The organism is Vibrio sp. YT-16, assembly GCF_033337405.1.
In the GTDB taxonomy this organism is placed as follows: domain Bacteria; phylum Pseudomonadota; class Gammaproteobacteria; order Enterobacterales; family Vibrionaceae; genus Vibrio; species Vibrio alginolyticus.
On record NZ_JAWOQQ010000001.1, the window covers coordinates 588236 to 610677 of the forward strand.

Sequence of the window (22442 nt, forward strand, 5' to 3'; positions counted from 1 at the left end):
CAACTATTCATAGACATTTGGCGTTAAATACAATCATACTCATTTGAAAAATAATGCATCAATGACTTCAGAGTACCGTATTCAGAGCATTGCCTCTGTATGGCAATGCAATTCTCGCGAAAGAAGTATCTTGAGGTTATTTTGGTATCGGCTCAAACAAGGAAAAGAAAATGGGTTTTATGATTGAACATTGGGACTTCTCAACCCCAGAAGCAACTCAACAATCCACCACGGCAGAGCAAATTCAAGCTAAGCATTGGTACCATTGCGAACGGCTGCATCCCGATATTCGTGGTTGGCTGGAGCAGAACCAAGTACCTCGAGCTACGGTTGATCATCTATTAGCCGACGAAAGCCGACCATCTTTCCATCCTTTAGATGACGAGAACTTCATGTTGATTTTACGAGGCGTCAATATGAACGGCAATGCATCACCAGAAGATATGCTTAGTATTCGAATTCTCTACTTTCAAGGCGCACTCATTTCAACTCGTAAAATTCCATCACGCGCGATCATGGAGATTCGCCAAGCATTAGCGGAACACAAAGGCCCAAAAAGTCTTGCTAGTTTACTTCATCAGATCATTGAAGGATTAAACAGTAAAATAGACATTTACCTTGATACGATTGAAGAAACACTAAACCAGTTCGATGTGAATGATGAGTCGACGTACAAACATATGGCGACTCAAAAAGCACTGATTTCTATCAAGCGTTTTATTCGCCCTCAGCAGTACGCTATCCGTGATCTTGTGGAGTCAGAATCAGAATTGATTGCTTTGAGACCTCATCAATATCGCTTCGCACACAATAATATTACGCGCATAAATGAAACACTTGAGTTTTATCTTGGAGAAGTGGCGCTTTTCCAAGAAGAGATCAAACATCATCGTGATGAGAAAACCAATAAAAACAGTTACCTGTTTACTTTGGTAGCAACGATTTTTCTACCAACCAGCTTCTTAACAGGTTTACTCGGTATCAATGTTGGTGGAATGCCAGGCGTGGAATCCACCATGGCATTCACCTGGTTCTGCATCGCCTTAATTGTCATTTTTGGTCTAGAGTGGTGGCTATTTAAACGCTTGGGGCTCACGAATAAAGCGGACGACGAAGACGAATAAACACTAAACCTATAAAGAACAAAAACCAAAAGAGGAGCACGCGGCTCCTCTTTTCTCTACTCACATTAGAATCTTATCCGGGGTGACCATCCACACGAGGGGTCACAAGCATCACACCAAAGCGCCACACAAACAGCCCAAACGCAACAATCCATAATCCGCCGCTGATATCAATCCACAGTATCATGTTCGCTGGGTCAAAGATCACGGCGAAACTGCGAACCAAAGCTGCCGCGGTAATCGCTGTAAACGCAAGGCTCATGTTTGGCCCTTTGTAGATCATGCGACCAGTATGTCCCATCGTCACCCGTGCAATCATCGCTAAAATCAAACCGCCTAGCGCACCTATCGCAAACAGGTGAATGAGGTTATGGCTGGCAAATGCATCTCCCCAGACGCCTCGCAAAATTAAGCTTAGTGGTAAACACAAATACGCAGCATGCAGCGACCACACTAAAGGCTCGCTCAGGGTTAACCAAGGTTTCCAGCGAACAAAACGCACCAACTGAGCAACACCTGCAAATAGCATCAAAGGACTACCTAGTTCTGCAAACGTCATAGGGAAAAAGCTCAGCACAAATAGCATTACCAATGGCAAGTTCGCGAACCACTCTAACCAAGCCAATGGTTGCGCTTTTTCGAAATTAAATCGACGCGCAGTAAAAAATGGAATCACACGTCCGCCCATCACTGACAACAGCAAGGTAAACCACCACAGCATTGCTTGCCACACCGCTGAAGAGCTAAAGGGCGGCATACCTTTTATCGTTGCGTAGCTTGCAAAGTTCGCAAAGATGGCTAAAAGAAACAGTGGAACGAAAAACAAATTACGCCAACCTTTGGCTCGATACACACGAATGCCCACCTCATAGGCGACAAACAGTAAAAATACCGCTTCGATACTGCTGGTTAACCATAACGGTGCTGGTGTCCAAAGCAATATGCGGGGCACTAACCACAAGCCAAATAAAGCCAGAAGCATGTAATGCTTGGTACCATTAATGCCAGTCCAGTTTTGTACCGCGGTCAGTACAAAGCCAACTACAATGGCCATCGAAAAACCGAACAACATTTCATGTACGTGCCACCACAATGCAGGCACGGCTAATGCGTTTGGCTGTCCGCCTTGGAACATCCACACCCACAACGCAATCGCAACAATGGCGTAAATCGACCCAAACAGAAAAAACGGCCGAAAGCCTAATCGCAGCCATGCGGGGATTTTTTCTTCTACTTTTTTATCGGTGATATTCAGCATTATCTTGCCCTCAAGCGTCTCTCGATGCTGGTTAACTCAACTACATATTGATGCTACCATAAACATGTATAAAAAATACATGTTTATAATTAAGATTATACTTAAGAGGTAAAGTTGTGCTTCAGATGCGGGTTAGGTATAAACATGAGAGGCACAACTATCAGTTAAGGGATGCAACGACAATGTACATATTTGGCTATGGCAGTTTGATTAATTCTGCGTCGCGTAAGTTAACCGGACAAACGGGAGAAGCCATTCCCGTCATAGCACATGGGTTGGTTCGCTACTGGGGGAAGATTGACGACAGCTACAGCCTCTCTCCATTAGTGGTGAACCAAGGCGATGGACAGGTTAATGGCGTTTTACTCGAAGTAAATGAAGAAGCGCTCGCAGAATTCGACCGCCGTGAGCGAGGTTATCATCGTATTCAACTTCAGCCAGATCAAATCGAAACAGATGCGAGTTTTAACCAAGAACATGACATTTGGGTTTACGTAAAAGACGAGCCACTACCACCATGCGAAAAGAGCCCAATCATGCAAAGTTATGTTGATACCGTACTGGCAGGTTGCTTGGAAGTTTCCCACGCGTTTGCAGAGCATTTTGTGCGTCACACCATTGGCTGGCAACACGCGAAAGAAAATGACCGCCACCAACCCAAATATGGCAACCTTGCAGGCGTACAAGATCACCATTATGAGTTGATTGATAATCTAATAAAAAAAGGAGCCTAACGGCTCCTTTTTAGTATCTATGTTTTGCTTACGCGAGCTTAAAACTTGTAATCAACACCAACGTACAGGCTGTCAAAATCAAAATCTTCGCTGCCACCGTTTTCGGCATCAATACTTACCGAAGAAGCACGGTAGCCACCAGATACAACCAAACCTGAAGCGAACTCATAACCAGCCTCAACACCGTAGTTAAAGCCTACATCACGACCATCATCGGTAACAGTGCTAGATGATTTCACTTCATAAGAAACACTCATTACACCAAGGCCAGCAATCGCACCAACATAGAAGCCTGTACCTGCAAATTGGTATTTAGGCTTCGCATTGAAATTGAACGCAGAAGCATCAACACTAAATTTAACCGGCCACCCCATGTAAGAAAATGTTTCTTCAAAGTCGCCAAAGTATATGTACTCACCTTCAAAAGCTAGTTTGAAGTTTTCTGAATATTGAAGCTCTTTACCTACAGCAAGGCTAAGACCTGTCGCAGAAAGATCTTTTGACAAGCTTTTAACTTTAAGATCTGAATTTACCAAATCAGCACCAACATACCAGTTACCTTTTGCTTGAACTGATGCTGAAGCAACCACTGCACCTAAAGCCAATAATGGCAATACTTTTTTCATTATAATTTCCTAATTTTTCATACTGTTAGACAGCTTTTAAAAGCGCGGAGATTATAAATAGAGTTGAATACTTTCCTATTGATTTGTTTATAAAATGAGACACAAAACATAAACATGAACAATAAAACGTTTGCTTGATTAAACTCTAAACAGCTCGAGTCCTATTAAGTACTAGAGTTACCACAAGTAGCAAGTTTCCAAACCAGTCGCGTTTTTCAGTATTTTTACAGCAATATAATCCTTACGTTTACGGCTTTATTTATTACTCAATAGAGTCTATTTCATGAAAACAATTTGGCTTGATATGATGATTTAAAGTGTTTAGGACTGTCTTACTAAAGGTTTGTGCATATCTAAGTAGCTGTTTAAAATAGTCAGATTATTGAGCTCACACTTGGGCAGTGCCAACGGGAAATTTACATGGCAAAGCTAAAAGATATCGCCATTGAAGCAGGCGTCTCACTTGCAACCGTATCGCGGGTTTTGAACAACGACCCAACGTTGAGCGTTAAAGAAGAAACCAAATACCGCATTTTGGAAATTGCAGAAAAACTGGAGTACCGCACCAGTAGCTCGAAGAAAGGCATCAAAGAAGCTAAGCAAAAACATCACTTTTTAGCCTTATATAACTACAAACAAGAAACAGAGGTGAATGACCCTTACTACTTATCAATTCGTCATGGGATTGAAACGCAATGCGACAAATTAGATATTACGCTAACCAATTGCTATAACAGTGAAATTGATGTTGAAACGAAAAAGATAACAGGTGTCCTTTTAGTCGGAAATGTCGACCAAAAGGTAGTAGATAAATTACCTAAACGTCTAGCCGATAGCATTTGCTACATAAACTTTTCAGATCCAACCTGCCCTTATGATTGCGTTGATGTCGACCTTATTCGAATCAGTAGGCAAGTAGTTGATTTCTTTGTACAACGAGGCCACCGCCGCATCGGTTATATTGGCGGTCAAGACAAGCACGACGCAGCTGACACTCGTGAAAATGTGTTTTTGGACTATGGCTATCTAAAAGGCGTGGTCGCAGAACATGATATACACTATTGTGCCTGCTCTAGTTTGTCCGGTTATAACTTAGCGAAAGAGATGCTAGCCAAAGGTGACTTCCCGAAAGCAGTATTCATTGATTCAGACTCCATCGCGATTGGCATAGTACGTGCAATCCATGAATTTGGCTTAAAGATACCAGAGGATATTACGCTGATTAGTATGAATGATATTCCTACTGCTCGCTTTACCTTTCCGCCGTTGTCTACAATTCGTATTCACTCTGAGTTGATGGGAACTCAGGGAGTGAACTTACTAGTGGAAAAATACCGAGATGGACGCTTACTCCCTCTTCATGTATACGTTCAAACAGAGCTTAAACTACGTGGTACAACTCAATGATACCTTTTCCATTAATCTCTTTTATGAATTAAATCTGGAACATCCCCCCCTAACCCAAGATATTCATTTTGCACAATCAGTACTGTTTCGGCGTAACGCCGATAACTCAGCGGGTAGTAAGAAGTTCAACAACAAATCACTCTAAGCACCATGAGTGCCCCAAATGTTTATCATTTAGAGGTGATGGTCGAAGAAACCAACTCGCGTAGCCAAATGCCTTTGTCTTCATTGTTTCGGCTGGAATGCCACAGCATGGCAATATCAAAATCCGCAACGGCGATCGGCGGCTTAACAGTAATGAGATCGTCCGAAAAGCCCTCCGCCAACGCCATTTTTTCTGGCACGATGGCAATGAGATCGCGCTTTTTCAATAGATGCCGAATAGTGAGAAAGTTGCGCGACGCCACGGTGACTTTGCGGCTCAAGCCATGTTCTGCGAGCTTTTGGTCTACTTGTGTCTTTAAGCTCCCATCGGGACTTACCAGAGCTTGCTCGATGTTCGCGAACGCTTCCAGAGACAGCTGTGTTTCCCCTTTCAACACCTGTTTATCACACATGCACACGTGTTTTTCGGTGTACAAGTACAAGCTCTCAAAGTTGTCATCCAACACCGGCATGCTGCCAATAATGACATCGAGCTTTTCGTGCTCAGTTAATGCCACGTAGTTGCTACGATTGACGTTAATAAAACTGATCTGCGCCTCTGGGGCGCGCTGGCGTATTTCGTCATAAAGCCGAGGAGCAAAGATAAACTCGGCATAATCCGTTAACCCGATGCGACATACACCCGCGTAATTTTCAGGTTGGAAGGCAGACTTAGTGAGCAAGTCTTTGGCGATAGAATCCAACAAGTGATGCACAGTTGGCGCGATGTGGTGAGCGTGCTCGGTGGGCTCCATCTTGTGCCCTTTTCGCTCAAAAAGCGGGTCGTCAAACAACAACCTTAAACGAGACAAACTATGACTCATCGCCGACTGGCTAACGTAACTTTTCTCTGCCGCGACGCTAACGCTTCGATAGCGATACAAGTAGGAAAACGTCACCAATAAGTTCAAGTCAATGTTGCGCCACTGAATGTCCTCTTTCACTCCAACATCCTCATCCCATTTCATTCATAGATGAAATTAAAATCATCAATTTGAGTCATTTTAGAGCATTCGATAAATTAGCAACAATGCTTTTTAGATAAACAGGCTCGACATGTTCACCATATTCAAAACTTTTTTCTGGCTGGGTTGGTTCAGCTTCGGCGGCCCGGCGGCTCATATTGGTTATTTTCGCCAAACCTTTGTTGAGAAACTGAAATGGCTTGATGACAGCGAGTACGCGCAAATTGTCGCGCTCAGTCAGTTTTTGCCGGGACCGGGCTCAAGCCAAGTTGGCTTTGCTTTAGGCTATAAACACGGCGGTTTAGGTGGCGCATGCGCAGCATTTGTCGGATTCACGCTTCCTTCAGTGGTCATCATGTTGGCGCTGGCGATGGTGAGCAGCCAAATCACCGACACCGCAGTGTTCCAAAACATCGTTCACGGCCTAAAACTGCTCGCAGTCGTCGTCGTGGCGGATGCGACTTGGGGCATGTACAAAAACTTCTGCCAAAGCAAACTGACCGCGGGTTTGTGCATCGCGACTGCGATTGCGTTGCTGGTGGCACCAAGCATCATGACGCAAATGTTCGTGTTGATCGCAGCAGGTTTTGTCGGAATGCGATATCTAAAGAAAGACTCCGCGCCATCAGCCGAGTCGTTTAAACCGTCTATCGCGGCATTGGCTCTATTTGCGGTGCTTTTACTCGGCTTACCGTTAGTGGCTCATACGTTACCTTTGCTTGGGCTGTTTAGTGATTTTTTCCAAGCTGGTAGCTTAGTGTTTGGTGGCGGTCATGTGGTTCTGCCGCTTCTGCAAAACATTGTTGGCGACCAGCTCAGCCAAGATGCATTTTTAACAGGCTACGCCGCTGCACAAGCTGTACCGGGGCCAATGTTCACCTTTGCTACTTTTATCGGTTATGAGCTTTCGGATACGCCAATTTTAGGCGCTCTGATCGCAACGCTTGGCGTATTCCTCCCTGGGTTTCTTTTACTACTTGGCGTTCTTAAGAACTGGCAAGCACTGGCAGGCAAACCGCTGGTCTCCGGCGCCATCAACGGTGTAAATGCCTCGGTAGTAGGGTTACTACTCGCGGCACTTTACCAGCCAGTATTTAGCAGCGCAGTTGTTGCTCCCATCGACATGGCGTTAGTGATTGCGGGTTTCTATCTACACAAAAAGCTCAACCTTTCGGTACTATGGATGATCGTGTTTTTTGTGGCAGCAGGCCTTGTCACGGGCATGATGTAGCCTGCTGATACGCCAACTATTGAATCTAGATAAACCACGGGCACTCAAATACGAGTGCCCTTGCTTAGATTAGATAGTGAAAACGGAACAGACCCCGATAAAAAGAGCATCACAAATTATGACTTAACTTCTCTCGGTTAAGCCATTGTTCATTCTTACCAACTTAACTGCATCATGACGAGAATGGACATCGAGTTTTTTGTACAACTTGTATATATGGCTTTTCACTGTACTTTCAGATAAAAAAAGTCTTGAAGCAATTTGTTGATTTGAAATGCCGTACACAAGTAGCTCTAGAATCTGTTTTTCTCTGCATGTTAACTCATCATGCTGCTGTTCTTCGGACAAATTTGCATGCCGATAATTGAGGACTAACTTCTCTAGGTACATTCTTGGTAGCCACAACCCACCTTTCAGTACGTATTCCGCGCCATCACATATATGTGTCACTGATGCACTTCGGAGCAAAATTCCTTTTAACAACTTCCAATGCAGTAAGTCCGTTTGTACTTTTTCACAAGGGACGTTGTGAAGCATAAAGGACCACCCAAATAGATCAAAATCTGGTAACTTTCCTTGTACTTCAAGCTGACGCATAAAATCGTAATCAATAAACATCAAATCGATACTGAGTGAGTGACTTCTGAACACCACTTCATCTGGTTGCATTATCTTTACATCGACATCATGAATGGAAGACAGCTGTTTTTTTATTAAGTTACTTTGTAAATTACTCTCAGCTAGCAGTATCAAGTGCTTCTTTTCCATAGTCCCACCACATTAACTTACCTGTTTCACCAACCCCCGTTAGAAAATTAATTGGAGGCAGCAAAGAGAATTTATCTTCATTTTAAGTAGAAAATATAGCACTTCAGAATGATATCGCATTGCTTTTCAGCACCGAAAAAGACTTAAAAAGTATGAACCTGTTGTGTTTTTATCCATACTTTTCAACCTGTGTTAGCATAAGGATATGATTTATAATATTAAATAATAAAGATAATAATTGGATAAAATGCCATTTATAAAAAATGGATGACTGCTCCGCTCAGTGCAATAGAACAAATTACTTCTTTATATTGGCTTCATTTCATACTTGATGAGTACTTAAAGTAAATACAAAAAATAACATTATGATTATGTTATTTTTTTCTTTAATACTTTAAATAGACGTACCTAAATACTCCCTTCCAGCCTGAATCATTCTCAATAATGAGAACAGCTTTCACTGATCCTTTCTTATAATTTCATCGCTTCCCACAACATTTGAAGGAAGCAGCAAGAAGTTAAGTGCAGTCATTTTTAATCAGGAATAACAGGAAATGGAGTAATCGTTATGACTCTAAACAAAACAGGGCTTGCTTTAGCAATGTCAGCAATTTTATTTAGTGGCTCTCTAATCGCGAATGAGATCGATGATGGAGACGACAACATGCAATGGACTGACAGCGCTAATACCGATATCGGTTTATCTGGCAGCTTCAATGATAACAGTGACAATAGCGCATCTCTCGGTGTTGGTGATAGCTTCAACGACAACAGCGATAATAGTGCGTCACTAGGTATTGGTCATAGCTTCAACGACAACAGCGACACTGACAACAGTGCAACTCTTGGTGTTGATGACAGCTTTAATAACAACAGCGACAACTCAAACTCGAGCACTAACACAGCTCAAAGCCACAACGACAATAGTACGTCTAACGCTAACGACAACAGTACCAGTGCTGATCTTGATGTGAGCCTAAATAGTGATAGTAGTGACTCAAGTACTAACACAAATAGAAGCCACAACGACAACAGCGACTCTAGTACTACTGTAAGACGTAGCAACAACGACAACAGTGACTCTAGTATCAACAGTAGCTTTAACGATAACAGCGATAATCGTAATCAAAGCGACAACCGTAACCAGAGTGATAACCGTAGCTACGCTGATTCAAGCACAACAAACTCGAACAGCTTTAACGACAATAGTAACTATCAAAGTGACTCGAGCTCAACAAATGTTGATAGCTTCAATCAAGTCCATATGGATACAGATATGGTTGTTGCGAGCTCAAGCCTAATGGGTGGTGTTACAGGTGCATCAGTTATTTATGCAACTAACGCGGATGATACTCGAGTTCGAGTTGAAAACATGAACACCCTTGGTGGTCTTGGTGGTGCAGCTGGTATTACTACCGTTGGTCAAAATGCTGGTTCAAATTCACTTGTACAACAATCTGTTACAACTAATGCAAGTGTGTTTACTGGGGGTGAGTAACCGACTAGTAGGAGAAAGCGATGCGTTTGGCAATCTGTACTTTGAGTATGATAGTTGCCTGCACTGCACTCGCTGATGACATTGCATTATCTGGCGGAGAAGTTAGCTTGGATATCATGAATGAATCAAGAGGTGGACAAAATGTTGAACTCGACTTGGTTTATGCAGAATCAGATATCAATGGTATTTCGTCAGATAATGTCGCGTCAAACACCGTGAGTGGTAACAATATACTATCAAGTGGAGCGTTCGCAGACAGTTCGGGTATATCCAACGTAATTCAGAACAGCGGAAACAACGTTTTAATCCAGAACTCTACCGTCGTTAACCTGACACTCAAGTAAACAATATGAAAGTATTAAATAACTTAATTTGGCTGATGCTCGTTTATTCAGCATCAGCCATTTCATTAGAACTGCTACCTTACCGAGCACATTACTCTGTTCCTGTTAAAAGCTACAAAGAAATAGTGTTCGGTGATGTTTTTCGCCAACAGTATGACTTCAGCTGTGGCTCTGCCGCCCTGGCTTCTCTTCTCACTTTTCATTATGCAACAGAGTCATCTGAACAAGATATCTTCAAAAGCATGTTTGAAAAAGGTGATAAAGAAAAAATCAAAGAGAAAGGTTTTTCTTTGTTGGATATGAAGTTTTACTTGGATTCCATAGGGTTACGTTCTGACGGCTTTCAAGTAGGACTGGAGAAAATTAAAGAAGTCGGCGTCCCTGGGATTACTCTCGTTAATTTCGACGGGTATATGCATTTTGTTGTCATCAGAGGTATAAACAATCACTCAGTTATTCTAGGAGACCCTTCTAGAGGAACCATGATAATGAAACTGGATGAGTTTGAAAAATATTACCAAGGAATTGTGTTACTGGTCCGTAACGAAGCGGAAATGGGACGGTCTAGCTTTATAACCAATGATAATTTCACCGTATATCAAAGATCACCATTAAAAACAGGAGTGTCTAGAGATTCCTTAGGGGTATTTAGCATTACTCTCCCAGTTTCCGGTGAAAATTAATATAACATTGTTTTAAATAACTTTAAGAACTTAACAACCTGAAAGGCCTACATTATGAACTACAATAAATTTTTGTTAGTGCTTTGTATGCTAATACCTCATTTTAATGTGAATGCTAAAGATGTTGGCCTGCAAGAACTTACTCCTCTTTCAAATTTATCTTTAGAAGAATATCGAGGTGGTTTCCAAATTACGGACGAGTATATTATTAATATTGGATTAAGCATTACTACGACTATAAATGGCGATGATATTTTGAACACAAATATTGCCAACTTAGTAATTGAAAATGGTAATTTAAAAAACATTAGCGCAAATAGTGAAAATCAAAGTGGAGATGTTTTCAACCAGGGTATTGTTAACATCATACAATTTGGTGAAGGCAATATTATTGGAGATGATTCTATAGATTCACCCAAAATGCCTTCGTCTCAAAATCCTAATATAATAAGTTCAGACTTTATAAATTCAAGTATTATCAATATTATTCAAAACACGAAAGATAACAGTATTATTGGACTTAGCACGCTCGTAGACATTGATGCTCAAGTAAATGGGGTAATACGGGAAATCAAAGCAAACCAACAATTAGAAGACGCCTTATTGAACCACCTTCAATGAGCATTTCCATTTTTATCTGAAAAATTGTCACGTTAAGCTTCTTTGATATTAGAAACGACTGATATCTATGATTACATACCAAAAGAAAGTTCGATATATCAATCGGCCACCATCATTTTAAGAATATATACCTACTTTATCCAATATAATCCAATCAATTTATAATGCGAACACTAGGCGCTAACGATAAATTAGGCCCAAGACTCAAGGGCCTAATATCCATTTTACAAATTAAAAGGTACTCGTACTGTTAATTGAAAGTCGGGAGTATCTTCTGTAAGACCAGCTTGAGCACTAACATTGATAGATGAGCGTTCACTAAAGGCATAGTTTATACCAAAAGTTAATGCATCTAATTGAAGCAACTTAGCATCATCTGCCGATCTGCCATTTACTTTGCTTTTTAAAATAGTTTTATGGCTAAGTCCTAAAGAGAATGAAAGATCAGGATTCACCGCAAACCCCATTCCCCCTGAAAGAGAAATAGTGTCTCCAAGTTCAACATCAGCTTTTGTGTCGCCAACTGTAACAGTATCCTCTAAGTTATAAATATAACTTAGACTAGCGAACAAGACCGCAGGATCAACAGGGTGAATAAGAGATAAATTAGGCTCAAAACTCCAAAAACCCGAACCTGTAGGGACATCACTAAATGAGTTGCTTCCATCTTCAATAGAAACATCATAAGGCGATCGTCCTGTATCCGACTTTACTCTAAGGCCACCTACCCAGTATGGCGCAGACTCAAAGTTAAACTGGTGCCTCAATGCGAACTCTACATCACCAAGCCCTCCGCCATCCACCGTTGTGTTTACTACTTCACTGTTTGAACCATCTTGAATGGGGCGCGTAGAAACTTGGTCATTACGATACACATACGGCACTCTAACTTCTAACTCTGTGGCGTTTGTTAAACCGTACCGAGCAGTTAATCCAACGGTTACTGTAGTCCTATCCGAATCACTCACTTCAATTCGCCCAACAATCAGAGTTGGTAAGACTGTATACCCAACAACAGATACTTTGTTTGAAGAGTTTTGTGTATAGCTTAAAGACGAATCAAATGACCATTTACCTTTAGGTGTGAGAACGCCTGGGCGCTCAATAACATCACCAACCGTTTGGGCGCGCTGAGGAATATCATCTCCTTCAGCACCATATGCATTCCCCGCAATGAATAAACTACAAAGATAGGTACCCAGTAAAGTCTTCCGTAACATCACATCTTTCCTTTTGCTGATGATCGTACCCAAGTAATCTCAGGCAATAGCTTGAGGTGAAGCTCCTAACTTTCCAAAGTAAGATTAGTATAGCTACTTCAAAACCACGACATACCTTTAAGTTTGGCGCTTTGAAGAAATTAGGAGACATTTATACTTATCTTCAACACTAAGCCACTAGTTAATAAATAATTAGGATAGATTCTATGTTTTCGCAATATTATTAATAAAATAAATTGCTTACCTGTGCTCTTAGTATGAAGTCGGTATGACATAACAGCTGAAAAGCCTGTTCTCTTTTGCGTAGCATCAATCACATTGCTTTTTAGATCGAGTCGCTCCGACTTCAACCATAACTAACGCTATCTTCCCCACATATTTCATCAAAATGCATTCCCGTGTCGCGATTTAACATGCTAAAGTTAACAATGCGTTAACAATTATAAATACAATGAGAAGACATGGAGTCACTTAAAATGAATCAGCCGAATCTAAATAGCGCTGCTGGTTGCGCTCTCCCACCACCAAATGAAATGATCCTCAAATGGGCTCAAGAGCGTCCAAATGAGGTCTACCTAAAACAAATTATTAACCGACAGTTTGTTGAGTACACATTCTCTGATGTTGCAGATCAAGCCTTAAAACTTGTCAGCGCACTACGCTCACTTGGTGTAAAGCCTGGCGACAAAGTTGCGTTAGTATCTAAAAACTGTGCAGAATGGTTTATTTGCGATCTTGCTATGATGCTTGGTGACTATGTCAGTGTGCCAATCTTTCCTACCGCCGGTGCAGACACCATCGAATACTGTGTGACTCATAGTGAAAGTAAAGCGATCATTGGCGGAAAACTCGATGATCCCAAAGCAACTCAGCAAGTCATTGATGCTATGCCTGAACTCATTAGCATCGCTCTACCTTATGACACGGCACCTAAGTGTAAGCACGAATACCAAGCGCTCATTGCTGATGCAGTGCCAAGTGAAGAGCGTCCGCAGCATTACGATGACAAGCTAATGTCGTTGGTGTATACCTCAGGCACATCAGGGTTACCGAAAGGCGCGATGCTAACTTACGGCGCATTCAGTTGGTCTGTTCAGCAACTGATCAATCATATTGGTATCCAAGAAAACGACCGATTGTTCTCTTATTTACCGCTCGCTCATATTACAGAGCGTGTTTATATCTTCGGTTCATCGATTATGGGTGGCGTGCCAACAGCATTTCCAGAGTCACTGGACACTTTTATCGAAGATGTGAAGATGCACCGACCAACTCTGTTTATCTCCGTCCCACGATTATGGACGCTATTCCAGCAACGTATTCAAGACAAACTTCCACAGAAGAAGCTCAATATTCTGTTGAAAATCCCATTCGTCAATTCTTTGATCAAGAAAAAGCTAGCAGATGGTCTAGGTTTAGATCAGGCTCGAGTATTAGGCTGTGGCTCTGCACCTGTCTCACCAGCGCTGTTGGAATGGTACCACTCAGTGGGCCTTGATATCACAGAGGCTTGGGGGATGACGGAATCATTTGCCTACAGCACGCTCAACTACCCATTTAGAGCTGACAAAATTGGTAGTGTCGGTAATGCAGGGCCAGGCATTGAGTTAAAAATCGCAGCCGATGATGAAATCATGGTGCGTGGCAAAGGGCTATTTTCTGGCTACTACAAAAATGATATTGCCACCCAAGAGTCTTTTGATTCAGAGGGCTGGCTACACACAGGCGATATCGGCGCTATCGATTCAGATGGTTATCTAACGATTCAAGGCCGTAAAAAAGATAACTTCAAAACCGCCAAAGGTAAATTTGTCTCTCCGGTACCTATCGAGAAAAAGCTTTTCGAGTACAGTCGCGTAGAGATGATGTGTCTCATCGGTTTAGGGCTACCCGCTCCGATTCTTTTGGTTGTGCCACATGACTTCCCTAACTTTGATCGAGAGCGATACGCACGTACCACACGTAAAGTTATTGCCAGGATGAATCAAGAACTCGCCTCTCATGAGCAAATCAAAGGTGTGTTAATGATTAAAGAACCTTGGAGTATAGAAAATGGCGTACTGACGCCAACGCTTAAAATTAAACGTCATGTGCTCGAACAAAAGTATCATGAGATAGGCCACAATTGGCCAAAAGATGAATTGGTCGTGTGGGAAGAAGACTTGTAATTTTGCTTGCACTCCTCAACACCATTGGGGAGTGCAACTTAACTTTGAGCTTGAATCAAACTCATAGACTACTCTCTCCAGAATGGCTTACTCACTTCACAACTAATCTCCCTTTCACCTAATCCAATATCGTCCCAAAGGTGCTTTGGTAACTCTCTCAAGTGACGACGTGTCTTATAGTTCCTTCTCCAAGCCGCCAGTTTAGAATAAATTAACTGTAACCCGCTCTGATGGGCAGTAGGTATAGTACGCTCACAAGTGTGTGTCATGTTTTCCATTTCAAAGATCCCTATACAATGTTGACCACTTAATAATCAGCGACTACGCTGATAACCTCAAGCGATAGAATCTGCCATAGAGTTAAGGAAAACTAATGTGAAAGATCGAATGCCTCCCTTACAAAGCTTGTATTACTTTTTCGTTGCAGCAAAGGAAGGAAGCTTTAAAACGGCAGCAAAAGAACTGTTTGTTACGCCAGCGGCCATTAGTCAGCAAATTCGTCATTTAGAAGAGTTCTTAGGCACGGACCTATTTGTTCGTCAGCACAGAAAAATCGTGCTCACACCAGAGGGAGAGCTACTGTTTAGTCAGGCAGAAAGAGGGTTTGCTCATTTGCAGCAAGGGGTAAGATTAGTCAATCAAGATCCAAACCCGAACCACCTTTCGATATCAACACTCCCCTCTTTCGCTCATCATTGGTTAGTCCCGAAAATTACGGCTTTTCGTCAGCGTCACCCTGATATCGCCTTGCTATTAGAACCAACCAATGATTTGGTGTCTTTTCAAGATAGCCAGATAGATTTATGTGTTCGTTACGGTTTAGGAAAGTACCCCAATTTAGAATCGCAATGGCTAATGGACGAAGCTTTTTATCCAGCTTGTCATCCGGTGTACCAGAAAGAGCACGGGATCTATAACATCGAGGATTTAAGCAAAGCTGAGCTGATTGAAGATGTTTGGCCTGATCTTGATTGGAATATGTGGTTAGCAACCTTGGGTCACTGCGCAGCAAAGCCTACCTTAAAATACAGTGGATCACATCTCGTGCTTGAGGCTGCACTATCACTTCAAGGCGTGGCATTAGTAAAACACAGTTTAGCTCATCAATATTTTCGTTCTGGCAAATTGGTCCGAATTGGAGATATCGCTATCAAGCCCAACTTTGCGTATTACTTGTGTGCGCCAAAAGGCTACTTAAAAAGACCTAAAGCTCAATTGTTTGCGCAATGGTTGAAGGAAGAAATAGAAATATTTGAAAAGTCAGTGGTACCAGACTTTAGGACCATTGACCTAAAAGGCAACAGTACTAGAACGGCATCATAACAATCGTCAAAACAAACGCTAAATAGGAATAAAACAAACACGCTCTGCGTATAAGACTGCTAAATACAAAAAGCCCCGCACTAAGCGGGGCTTTCAAGTTATAGAGTTAACTTAAGAATTACTTCTTAGCGTTACGCTCTTTAACGTCAGCAATTACTTGCTCTGCAACGTTTGTTGGACATGGTGCGTAGTGTGAGAACTCCATAGAGAACTGACCACGACCAGAAGTCATAGTACGTAGAGTACCGATGTAACCAAACATTTCTGATAGAGGTACATCACCCTTGATACGTACGCCAGTAGACGCTGCTTGTTGGTCTTTGATCATACCACGACGACGGTTAAGGTCACCGATTACGTCACCAACGTGATCTTCTGGAGTGAACACGTCAACTTTCATGATTGGCTCAAGAAGTTGCGCGCCAGCTTTAGGCATAGACTGACGGAATGCACCTTTCGCTGCGATTTCGTAAGCGATAGCTGAAGAGTCAACTGCGTGGAAACCACCGTCGAATAGTTCAACTTCAACGTCTAGAGTAGGGAAGCCAGCTAGAACACCGTGCTCCATCATTGACGCAAAGCCTTTCTCAACTGCAGGCCAGAATTCTTTAGGTACGTTACCACCAACAACTGTTGATTTGAACGTGAAGCCAGAGTTTGGCTCACCTGGTTTGATGCGGTAGTCGATCTTACCGAACTGACCAGAACCACCAGACTGTTTCTTGTGCGTGTAGCTATCTTCGATTGCTTGAGTGATAGTTTCACGGTAAGCAACCTGTGGAGCACCAACTTCTAGCTCAACGCCGTATGTACGCTTAAGGATATCTACCTTGATGTCTAGGTGAAGTTCACCCATACCTTTCAGGATAGTTTCGCCTGAATCTTCATCAGTCTCAACTTGGAATGATGGATCTTCTGCAACCATTTTACCGATCGCGATGCCCATCTTCTCAGAACCGCCTTTATCTTTAGGCTTAACTGCGATAGAGATTACTGGATCTGGGAAGATCATTGGCTCAAGAGTACATTCGTGCTTAGGATCACATAGAGTGTGACCAGTTTGAACGTTCTTCATACCAACTACAGCGATGATGTCACCAGCTTGTGCTGAATCGATCTCGTTACGCTCGTCCGCGTGCATCTCAACCATACGGCCGATACGCTCTGTTTTACCAGTTGCAGAGTTAAGGATTGTGTCACCTTTCTTCATCTTACCAGAGTAGATGCGGATAAAGGTTAGAGCACCGAAGCGATCATCCATAATCTTAAATGCAAGAGCACGTAGTGGCTCGTCTGCAGATACAGTCGCAACTTCACCAGTTGGCTCACCAGTCTCTGAATCAGTTAGAGGCTGTGGATCAACTTCTGTTGGAGATGGTAGGTAATCAATTACCGCGTCAAGAATAAGTTGGATACCTTTGTTCTTGTACGCTGAACCACAGTAAGTTGGGAAGAATGCTAGATCACGAGTACCTTTACGGATACAACGTTTGATGTCTTCTAGAGATGGCTCTTCGCCTTCTTCTAGGTAAGCCATCATTAGATCTTCGTCTTGCTCTAGAGCAGTTTCGATTAGCATTTCACGGTATTCAGCAGCTTTTTCTACCATGTCTGCTGGAATATCTTGAACTTCGTAGTTCTCTGGTTGGCCAGACTCATCCCATACGTAAGCTTGTTGGCTTAGTACGTCTACAACACCTACGAAATCTTCTTCGATACCGATAGGTAGAGTCATAACTAGAGGTGTAGCACCTAGTACGTTCTGTACTTGATCTACAACTTTGTAGAAATCTGCGCCCATACGGTCTAGTTTGTTAACGAAGATCAGACGTGATACGTGTGATTCGTCAGCGTAACGCCAGTTAGTTTCTGACTGAGGCTCAACACCACCAGAACCACAGAATACACCGATACCACCGTCAAGTACTTTTAGAGAACGGTAAACTTCGATAGTGAAGTCAACGTGTCCAGGAGTATCGATGATGTTTAGACGGTGATCGTTCCAGAAACAAGTTGTTGCTGCAGACTGGATTGTGATACCACGCTCAGCTTCCTGCTCCATGAAGTCAGTAGTAGTTGAACCGTCGTGAGTGTCACCGATCTTATGGATCTTACCAGTTAGCTTTAGGATACGCTCTGTAGAGGTAGTTTTACCCGCGTCTACGTGAGCAAAAATACCAATGTTTCTGTATTTTGATAAATCAGTCATTGTCTTACTCTGTTAATAAGGTATAAAGTGCGCGCAGAGTATATCACATTCTGTCAATACTGATACCCTTGCGTGCGGATGGAAGAAAAAAAATTTTAACGTGAAATTTCCGTCCCCAAAGCATAGTCAAACACAGCAATTTATGTACTTTATTCGCATTTTATTGAGGACGGATAGAACAGTTTGTGATTGCACAAATACCATTCTTATGAGCATTACAGCTCGTCAAAAGCCTCTATAGCTTCCGACAATTTCTTAACGCCGTGAATTTGCATGCCAGGGATGCCACCTTTCGGCATGTTGGCTGCTGGCACGATGGCTTTCTTGAAACCATGTTTGAACGCTTCATTCAAACGCTCTTGCCCACTTGGCACTGGACGGATTTCGCCCGCAAGCCCTACCTCACCAAAAATCACCACATCTTTAGGGAGTGGACGGTCACGAAAACTCGATAAAAGCGCCATAACTAAAGCAAGATCAGCGCTCGTCTCCGTCACCTTAACACCGCCAACCACATTAACAAAGACATCTTGGTCTGCCATTTGTAAGCCACCATGCTTATGCAACACCGCGAGCAAAAGTGATAGGCGGTTCTGCTCCAAGCCGACCGCAACACGACGAGGGTTGGCTAACTGCGAGTAATCCACCAGCGCTTGAATCTCTACTAGCAGAGGGCGCGTGCCTTCCCAAACCACCATGACGGAAGAGCCTGATGTTTCTTCTTCACCACGAGAAAGGAAGATCGCTGATGGGTTACTCACTTCTTTCAATCCTTGGCCTGTCATTGCAAAGACACCAAGCTCATTCACAGCGCCAAAACGGTTTTTATGACTACGCAAAGTGCGGAATCGGCTATCCGTTCCACCATCGAGTAGTACCGAACAGTCGATAATGTGTTCAAGAACTTTGGGGCCCGCAAGGGTACCATCTTTTGTTACGTGACCAACAATAAATACCGCAACATTATTCTGTTTTGCGTATCGTGTCAGAGCCGTCGCAGATTCACGTACCTGAGCAACACTGCCAGGCGACGATTGAACATCAGAAACGTGCATCACCTGAATCGAGTCTATTACCATTATACGAGGCTGCTCTTTTTCGGCGATTTGGCAAATTTTGTCGACGTTCGTTTCCGATAGCATTTTTAAATGATCTTTCGGCAAGCCCAATCGGGAAGCACGCATTGCCACCTGCTGTAACGACTCTTCACCGGTTACGTAAAGCGTTGGCATTTGCGCAGATAAACTACACATGGTTTGCAACAGAAGGGTTGATTTACCTGCACCAGGGTTACCACCAATCAAAATTGCGGCACCTGGCACAACACCACCACCCAAGACGCGGTCAAGCTCTTTAAACCCACTGGTGAAGCGAGGTACTTCTTGCAGATCAATTTCGGATAGCGTTTGAACCGTTGCTTCTGTTGCGGAACCAGCGTAGCCGCTTAAGCGTTCATTGCGAGCAACGGTTGGCGATGCAGCGATACGTACTTCTGTTATCGTATTCCATGCACCACATGCGTTACACTGCCCCTGCCAACGGGGAAAGTCCGCGCCACAATCATTACAAACATACGCTCGTTTTGCTTTCGCCATGATGCCTCAATTTTTTCTACAAATGTGACTAAGCACAGCCAAGTCAGACCTGAACTGAAATGAACTATTGATATACTTAAGTATTACTTCGCTTAGCCGATACAATTTAAAGTAACGACATACTCTAACAGAAATAATGCAGCAATCTGAAATTCTCTCGCTCGCAGAACGACTCATTCCCGTTTACGGTACGAATGACTTTGACTTTGTCCTTGGCCAACTGACCGAGGAAGAGCCGCCTTCGGCCAAAATTTTGGTTAAAATGGAACTTAACCGCTTAATGGCTCCATGCAAAAAAAGCATTGATTTGCGAGGTCGCGTTCAAGGCGAATGTCGCGAGTATATTTTGGATGGCATTCCACATTGGTTGGATGATGTTGCTTTCAACGCTTACCATAAAAACATCAAAAAGTTTGGCTGCTACACGGAAGGAATGTGGGAAGCATTGGTCAACACGCGAAATAACTTTCGCGTAATGAGCAAGCGCCTTACTCAGCAAAAAACGCAATCGTTAACGGATCCTAAAAGCCCGTTCTTAGCAGAACCCGTTCACCTAGGCTACGATTTAAAGCGCCAAGAAAAACGCTTGAAAGTCCAATCTCAAGTTGAAATTTGCCGTTCTAAAGGACAGCTTCTTCATGGATTAAGCATTGATTTATCTAGCTCTGGCGCAAAGTTCAAAGTCCCTAGCGCATTTAAATATAACCTTGGGGAAATTATTCAGGTCACGTTTACTGAATTTGCCAGCAAATCTAACGTTGCAGGTATAGAGAAACCGCTTGCATACCGCATACTCGCGGTTGATGACTGTTACGAAAATGACTCAGTTCGATACCTCAGAACCATACGCTTAACTGACACCAATGTCGTCACCAGAGTGATAGATGAAGCGCTCAACAGTGCTGCTAAAAGGGCTCGTCACGACAATCAAGACAAGATTATTCGAGCTCGAACTCGCGGTTATGAGCACATCGCACTAAAGCACACCAGCAGCTTGCCTCTATTCTTTGATGGTAGTGACCTAAAATTAGCAATGTTAACGCCAAACAATCAAAAGCTTTGGCAATACTGGCACGATGAGAGAAACCAGCAAATGTTTGGTTCCTTATTCAACGAGCAACGCATCGCGTCACTCATTAAGCCTGGTGTGAAAGGAACAACCAATGTCCTTTATTCATTTACTCACGAGCACGAGAATCGAACCTATTTCTATTCGATGTTTCGCCCTGAAGCAACTCGCGAACAGCGCCAGCTATTTTGGCATTTAGGTGGCAAACGAGAGAGTTGGCGCGCCTTTAGAATTTCAATCTTTGAACTATCTGAGCAAGAACAGGAAGACCTAGCAGCTTTCTCTCCAGAGTTAGCAGAAACGTCTCAATCACTGACTCATATTGGTATTTTGCAAGAAATTGCTGACGAAAAATCAGGGCAGGATTACCTGCTAACTGAAAAGCCGCGCTTACCCGCTAATACGTTAAACGCGTTTCGTCATCCGAGAAGAGTTATCGGCAATCCAAAGGGCATTTATTTTGATGCAAAGTCTCGTCGAAAAGAGCCTCGTTATCGTTTTAAAACACCTTTAGAGTTGTACTCAGGACAAACTAAAACAGGCGGCTGTACTGTTGACCTTTCCAAACGAGGACTCGGAATTAGGCTAAGTGAGCCTACGATGTTACGTTCTGGGCAAGAGGTAAGAATCAACTTTCGAGAATTACAACTCTACGATAAAAAATTGCCGTTAATGTCGGTGCCATACCGAGTAATTCGTGTAAGCCCAGACGGTTGTAGCGTGCAGCTAGTTATTGATGAAAGCAGCCAAACCATGAAGGTAATCGCTTTTTTCAACAGCATTATCGAGCACAATCAAGACAAGCTAATCCCGCAAAAAGAGACGCTACCAAGTAATGCTCTACTTGAAAGGCTGCACTGCATGTTGCTCTCGCGTACGCTGAGCACGCCCATTTTTATCAGTAAGAGTACGTCATCTTCAATCAAAACCCCCGTTATCGGGGTGAACTTGCCGCTACCTAAACACATTGAGCTTTTTGCCCGTCTTGGGCATGACCAACTGTTGTCACTTGAACCTATCTTTAAAGGCCGGACAAGCACATTAATCGCAGAGCCAATAAAACGTGTAGAAGGTGCTCAAGCCAGACATCAGGATATCTACATAAGCGCCGCAAAAGTAGGCAATAAAATTACAGGCATTGAGTCAAAGCTTCATCAAGAGTTCAACAGCGTAAAAGAGCGGATTCAATTTATAAAGAAAGCGCGAATGATGGGTGACTTTTACGTGATTCGCCTTTCTACTGCGCCAATTTTCGATCCGATGACATCATTACTGCAACAAGATTTAAGTGACTTAACCCAATTTGGCGTACATCAAGCGAGCAAGTTAGAAAAAGAGTTAACAGCGCTCGTTGGTTACAGTGAATTTGAAGACATTACTGAAGAGGTTGTAATTAGATTGGAGTTAACCGAGTAAATTCAAAGTCATACCAAATTGAAAAAAAAACACCGCCTT

19 protein-coding genes are annotated in these 22442 nt (G+C 42.8%); 11 read left to right on the plus strand and 8 right to left on the minus strand.

The features are described 5' to 3' along the window. Window positions 1–170 precede the first annotated feature (170 nt). Window positions 171–1124, plus strand: a complete 954-nt coding sequence (locus R7F07_RS02645; RefSeq protein ID WP_005391702.1) for a CorA family divalent cation transporter — start codon at window positions 171–173, stop codon at window positions 1122–1124. Between the two features lie 73 nt (window positions 1125–1197). Here the strand turns inward: R7F07_RS02645 and R7F07_RS02650 are convergent, their stop codons facing one another. After that, window positions 1198–2382 (minus strand): NnrS family protein, encoded by a 1185-nt coding sequence (locus R7F07_RS02650; RefSeq protein ID WP_318110434.1) that lies wholly within the window; start codon window positions 2380–2382, stop codon window positions 1198–1200. Between the two features lie 182 nt (window positions 2383–2564). On the opposite strand from R7F07_RS02650, the gene R7F07_RS02655 reads away from it, so the two are divergent. Beyond that, window positions 2565–3116 carry a gamma-glutamylcyclotransferase family protein gene (locus R7F07_RS02655; RefSeq protein ID WP_025768214.1) on the plus strand — a complete coding sequence of 184 codons (552 nt, stop codon included), beginning with the start codon at window positions 2565–2567 and terminating at the stop codon, window positions 3114–3116. Between the two features lie 38 nt (window positions 3117–3154). Here the strand turns inward: R7F07_RS02655 and R7F07_RS02660 are convergent, their stop codons facing one another. Continuing rightward, entirely contained in the window at window positions 3155–3742 is a 588-nt protein-coding gene (locus R7F07_RS02660) for an outer membrane beta-barrel protein (RefSeq protein ID WP_017820436.1), read from the minus strand. A 420-nt stretch (window positions 3743–4162) separates the two neighbouring features. Here R7F07_RS02660 and ebgR point away from each other — a divergent pair, with 420 nt between their 5' ends. After that, window positions 4163–5149 (plus strand): transcriptional regulator EbgR, encoded by a 987-nt coding sequence (ebgR, locus tag R7F07_RS02665; protein ID WP_171343201.1) that lies wholly within the window; start codon window positions 4163–4165, stop codon window positions 5147–5149. Between the two features lie 170 nt (window positions 5150–5319). Here ebgR and R7F07_RS02670 read toward each other — a convergent pair whose 3' ends face one another. Next, window positions 5320–6237, minus strand: a complete 918-nt coding sequence (locus R7F07_RS02670; RefSeq protein ID WP_115386440.1) for a LysR family transcriptional regulator — start codon at window positions 6235–6237, stop codon at window positions 5320–5322. A gap of 112 nt (window positions 6238–6349) precedes the next feature. Between R7F07_RS02670 and chrA the strand changes: the two genes are divergently transcribed. After that, a complete protein-coding gene (chrA, locus tag R7F07_RS02675; RefSeq protein WP_054577566.1) occupies window positions 6350–7489 on the plus strand; it encodes a chromate efflux transporter in 1140 nt (379 codons plus the stop codon). Window positions 7490–7612: 123 nt separating this feature from the next. Here the strand turns inward: chrA and R7F07_RS02680 are convergent, their stop codons facing one another. After that, window positions 7613–8257: a helix-turn-helix transcriptional regulator gene (locus tag R7F07_RS02680; RefSeq protein WP_005380169.1), complete on the minus strand. Its 645-nt coding sequence runs from the start codon at window positions 8255–8257 to the stop codon at window positions 7613–7615. 568 nt (window positions 8258–8825) lie between these two features. On the opposite strand from R7F07_RS02680, the gene R7F07_RS02685 reads away from it, so the two are divergent. Genes R7F07_RS02685 through R7F07_RS02700 form a run of 4 tightly spaced genes read left to right on the plus strand, consistent with a single transcriptional unit; the run spans window position 8826 to window position 11403 of the window. After that, the gene (locus R7F07_RS02685) at window positions 8826–9755 is read left to right on the plus strand and encodes a hypothetical protein (RefSeq protein ID WP_005391691.1); all 930 of its coding nucleotides are present in this window, start codon (window positions 8826–8828) and stop codon (window positions 9753–9755) included. 20 nt (window positions 9756–9775) lie between these two features. Further along, on the plus strand, window positions 9776–10099 hold the full coding sequence (locus tag R7F07_RS02690) for a hypothetical protein (RefSeq protein WP_005380167.1): 324 nt from the start codon (window positions 9776–9778) through the stop codon (window positions 10097–10099). A 5-nt stretch (window positions 10100–10104) separates the two neighbouring features. After that, entirely contained in the window at window positions 10105–10782 is a 678-nt protein-coding gene (locus R7F07_RS02695; RefSeq protein ID WP_005380165.1) for a C39 family peptidase, read from the plus strand. A 54-nt stretch (window positions 10783–10836) separates the two neighbouring features. Then, window positions 10837–11403 (plus strand): hypothetical protein, encoded by a 567-nt coding sequence (locus tag R7F07_RS02700; protein ID WP_025768212.1) that lies wholly within the window; start codon window positions 10837–10839, stop codon window positions 11401–11403. Between the two features lie 224 nt (window positions 11404–11627). On the opposite strand, the gene R7F07_RS02705 is transcribed toward R7F07_RS02700, so the two are convergent. After that, window positions 11628–12623, minus strand: a complete 996-nt coding sequence (locus R7F07_RS02705; protein ID WP_005380160.1) for a transporter — start codon at window positions 12621–12623, stop codon at window positions 11628–11630. Between the two features lie 476 nt (window positions 12624–13099). On the opposite strand from R7F07_RS02705, the gene R7F07_RS02710 reads away from it, so the two are divergent. Then, complete coding sequence (locus R7F07_RS02710; RefSeq protein ID WP_031779037.1) at window positions 13100–14791, plus strand: AMP-binding protein; 1692 nt, start codon at window positions 13100–13102, stop codon at window positions 14789–14791. Between the two features lie 68 nt (window positions 14792–14859). Here R7F07_RS02710 and R7F07_RS02715 read toward each other — a convergent pair whose 3' ends face one another. Further along, on the minus strand, window positions 14860–15069 hold the full coding sequence (locus R7F07_RS02715) for a DUF1127 domain-containing protein (protein ID WP_005380156.1): 210 nt from the start codon (window positions 15067–15069) through the stop codon (window positions 14860–14862). A gap of 97 nt (window positions 15070–15166) precedes the next feature. Here R7F07_RS02715 and R7F07_RS02720 point away from each other — a divergent pair, with 97 nt between their 5' ends. After that, window positions 15167–16114 (plus strand): LysR substrate-binding domain-containing protein, encoded by a 948-nt coding sequence (locus tag R7F07_RS02720; protein ID WP_005391685.1) that lies wholly within the window; start codon window positions 15167–15169, stop codon window positions 16112–16114. A 118-nt stretch (window positions 16115–16232) separates the two neighbouring features. Here R7F07_RS02720 and fusA read toward each other — a convergent pair whose 3' ends face one another. Both fusA and radA read right to left on the minus strand, forming a co-directional pair. Further along, window positions 16233–18323 (minus strand): elongation factor G, encoded by a 2091-nt coding sequence (gene fusA, locus R7F07_RS02725; RefSeq protein WP_005386444.1) that lies wholly within the window; start codon window positions 18321–18323, stop codon window positions 16233–16235. Window positions 18324–18538: 215 nt separating this feature from the next. Continuing rightward, on the minus strand, window positions 18539–19918 hold the full coding sequence (gene radA / locus R7F07_RS02730) for a DNA repair protein RadA (RefSeq protein ID WP_005386443.1): 1380 nt from the start codon (window positions 19916–19918) through the stop codon (window positions 18539–18541). A gap of 136 nt (window positions 19919–20054) precedes the next feature. On the opposite strand from radA, the gene R7F07_RS02735 reads away from it, so the two are divergent. Then, a complete protein-coding gene (locus tag R7F07_RS02735) occupies window positions 20055–22403 on the plus strand; it encodes a PilZ domain-containing protein (protein ID WP_005380143.1) in 2349 nt (782 codons plus the stop codon). Window positions 22404–22442 lie beyond the last annotated feature (39 nt).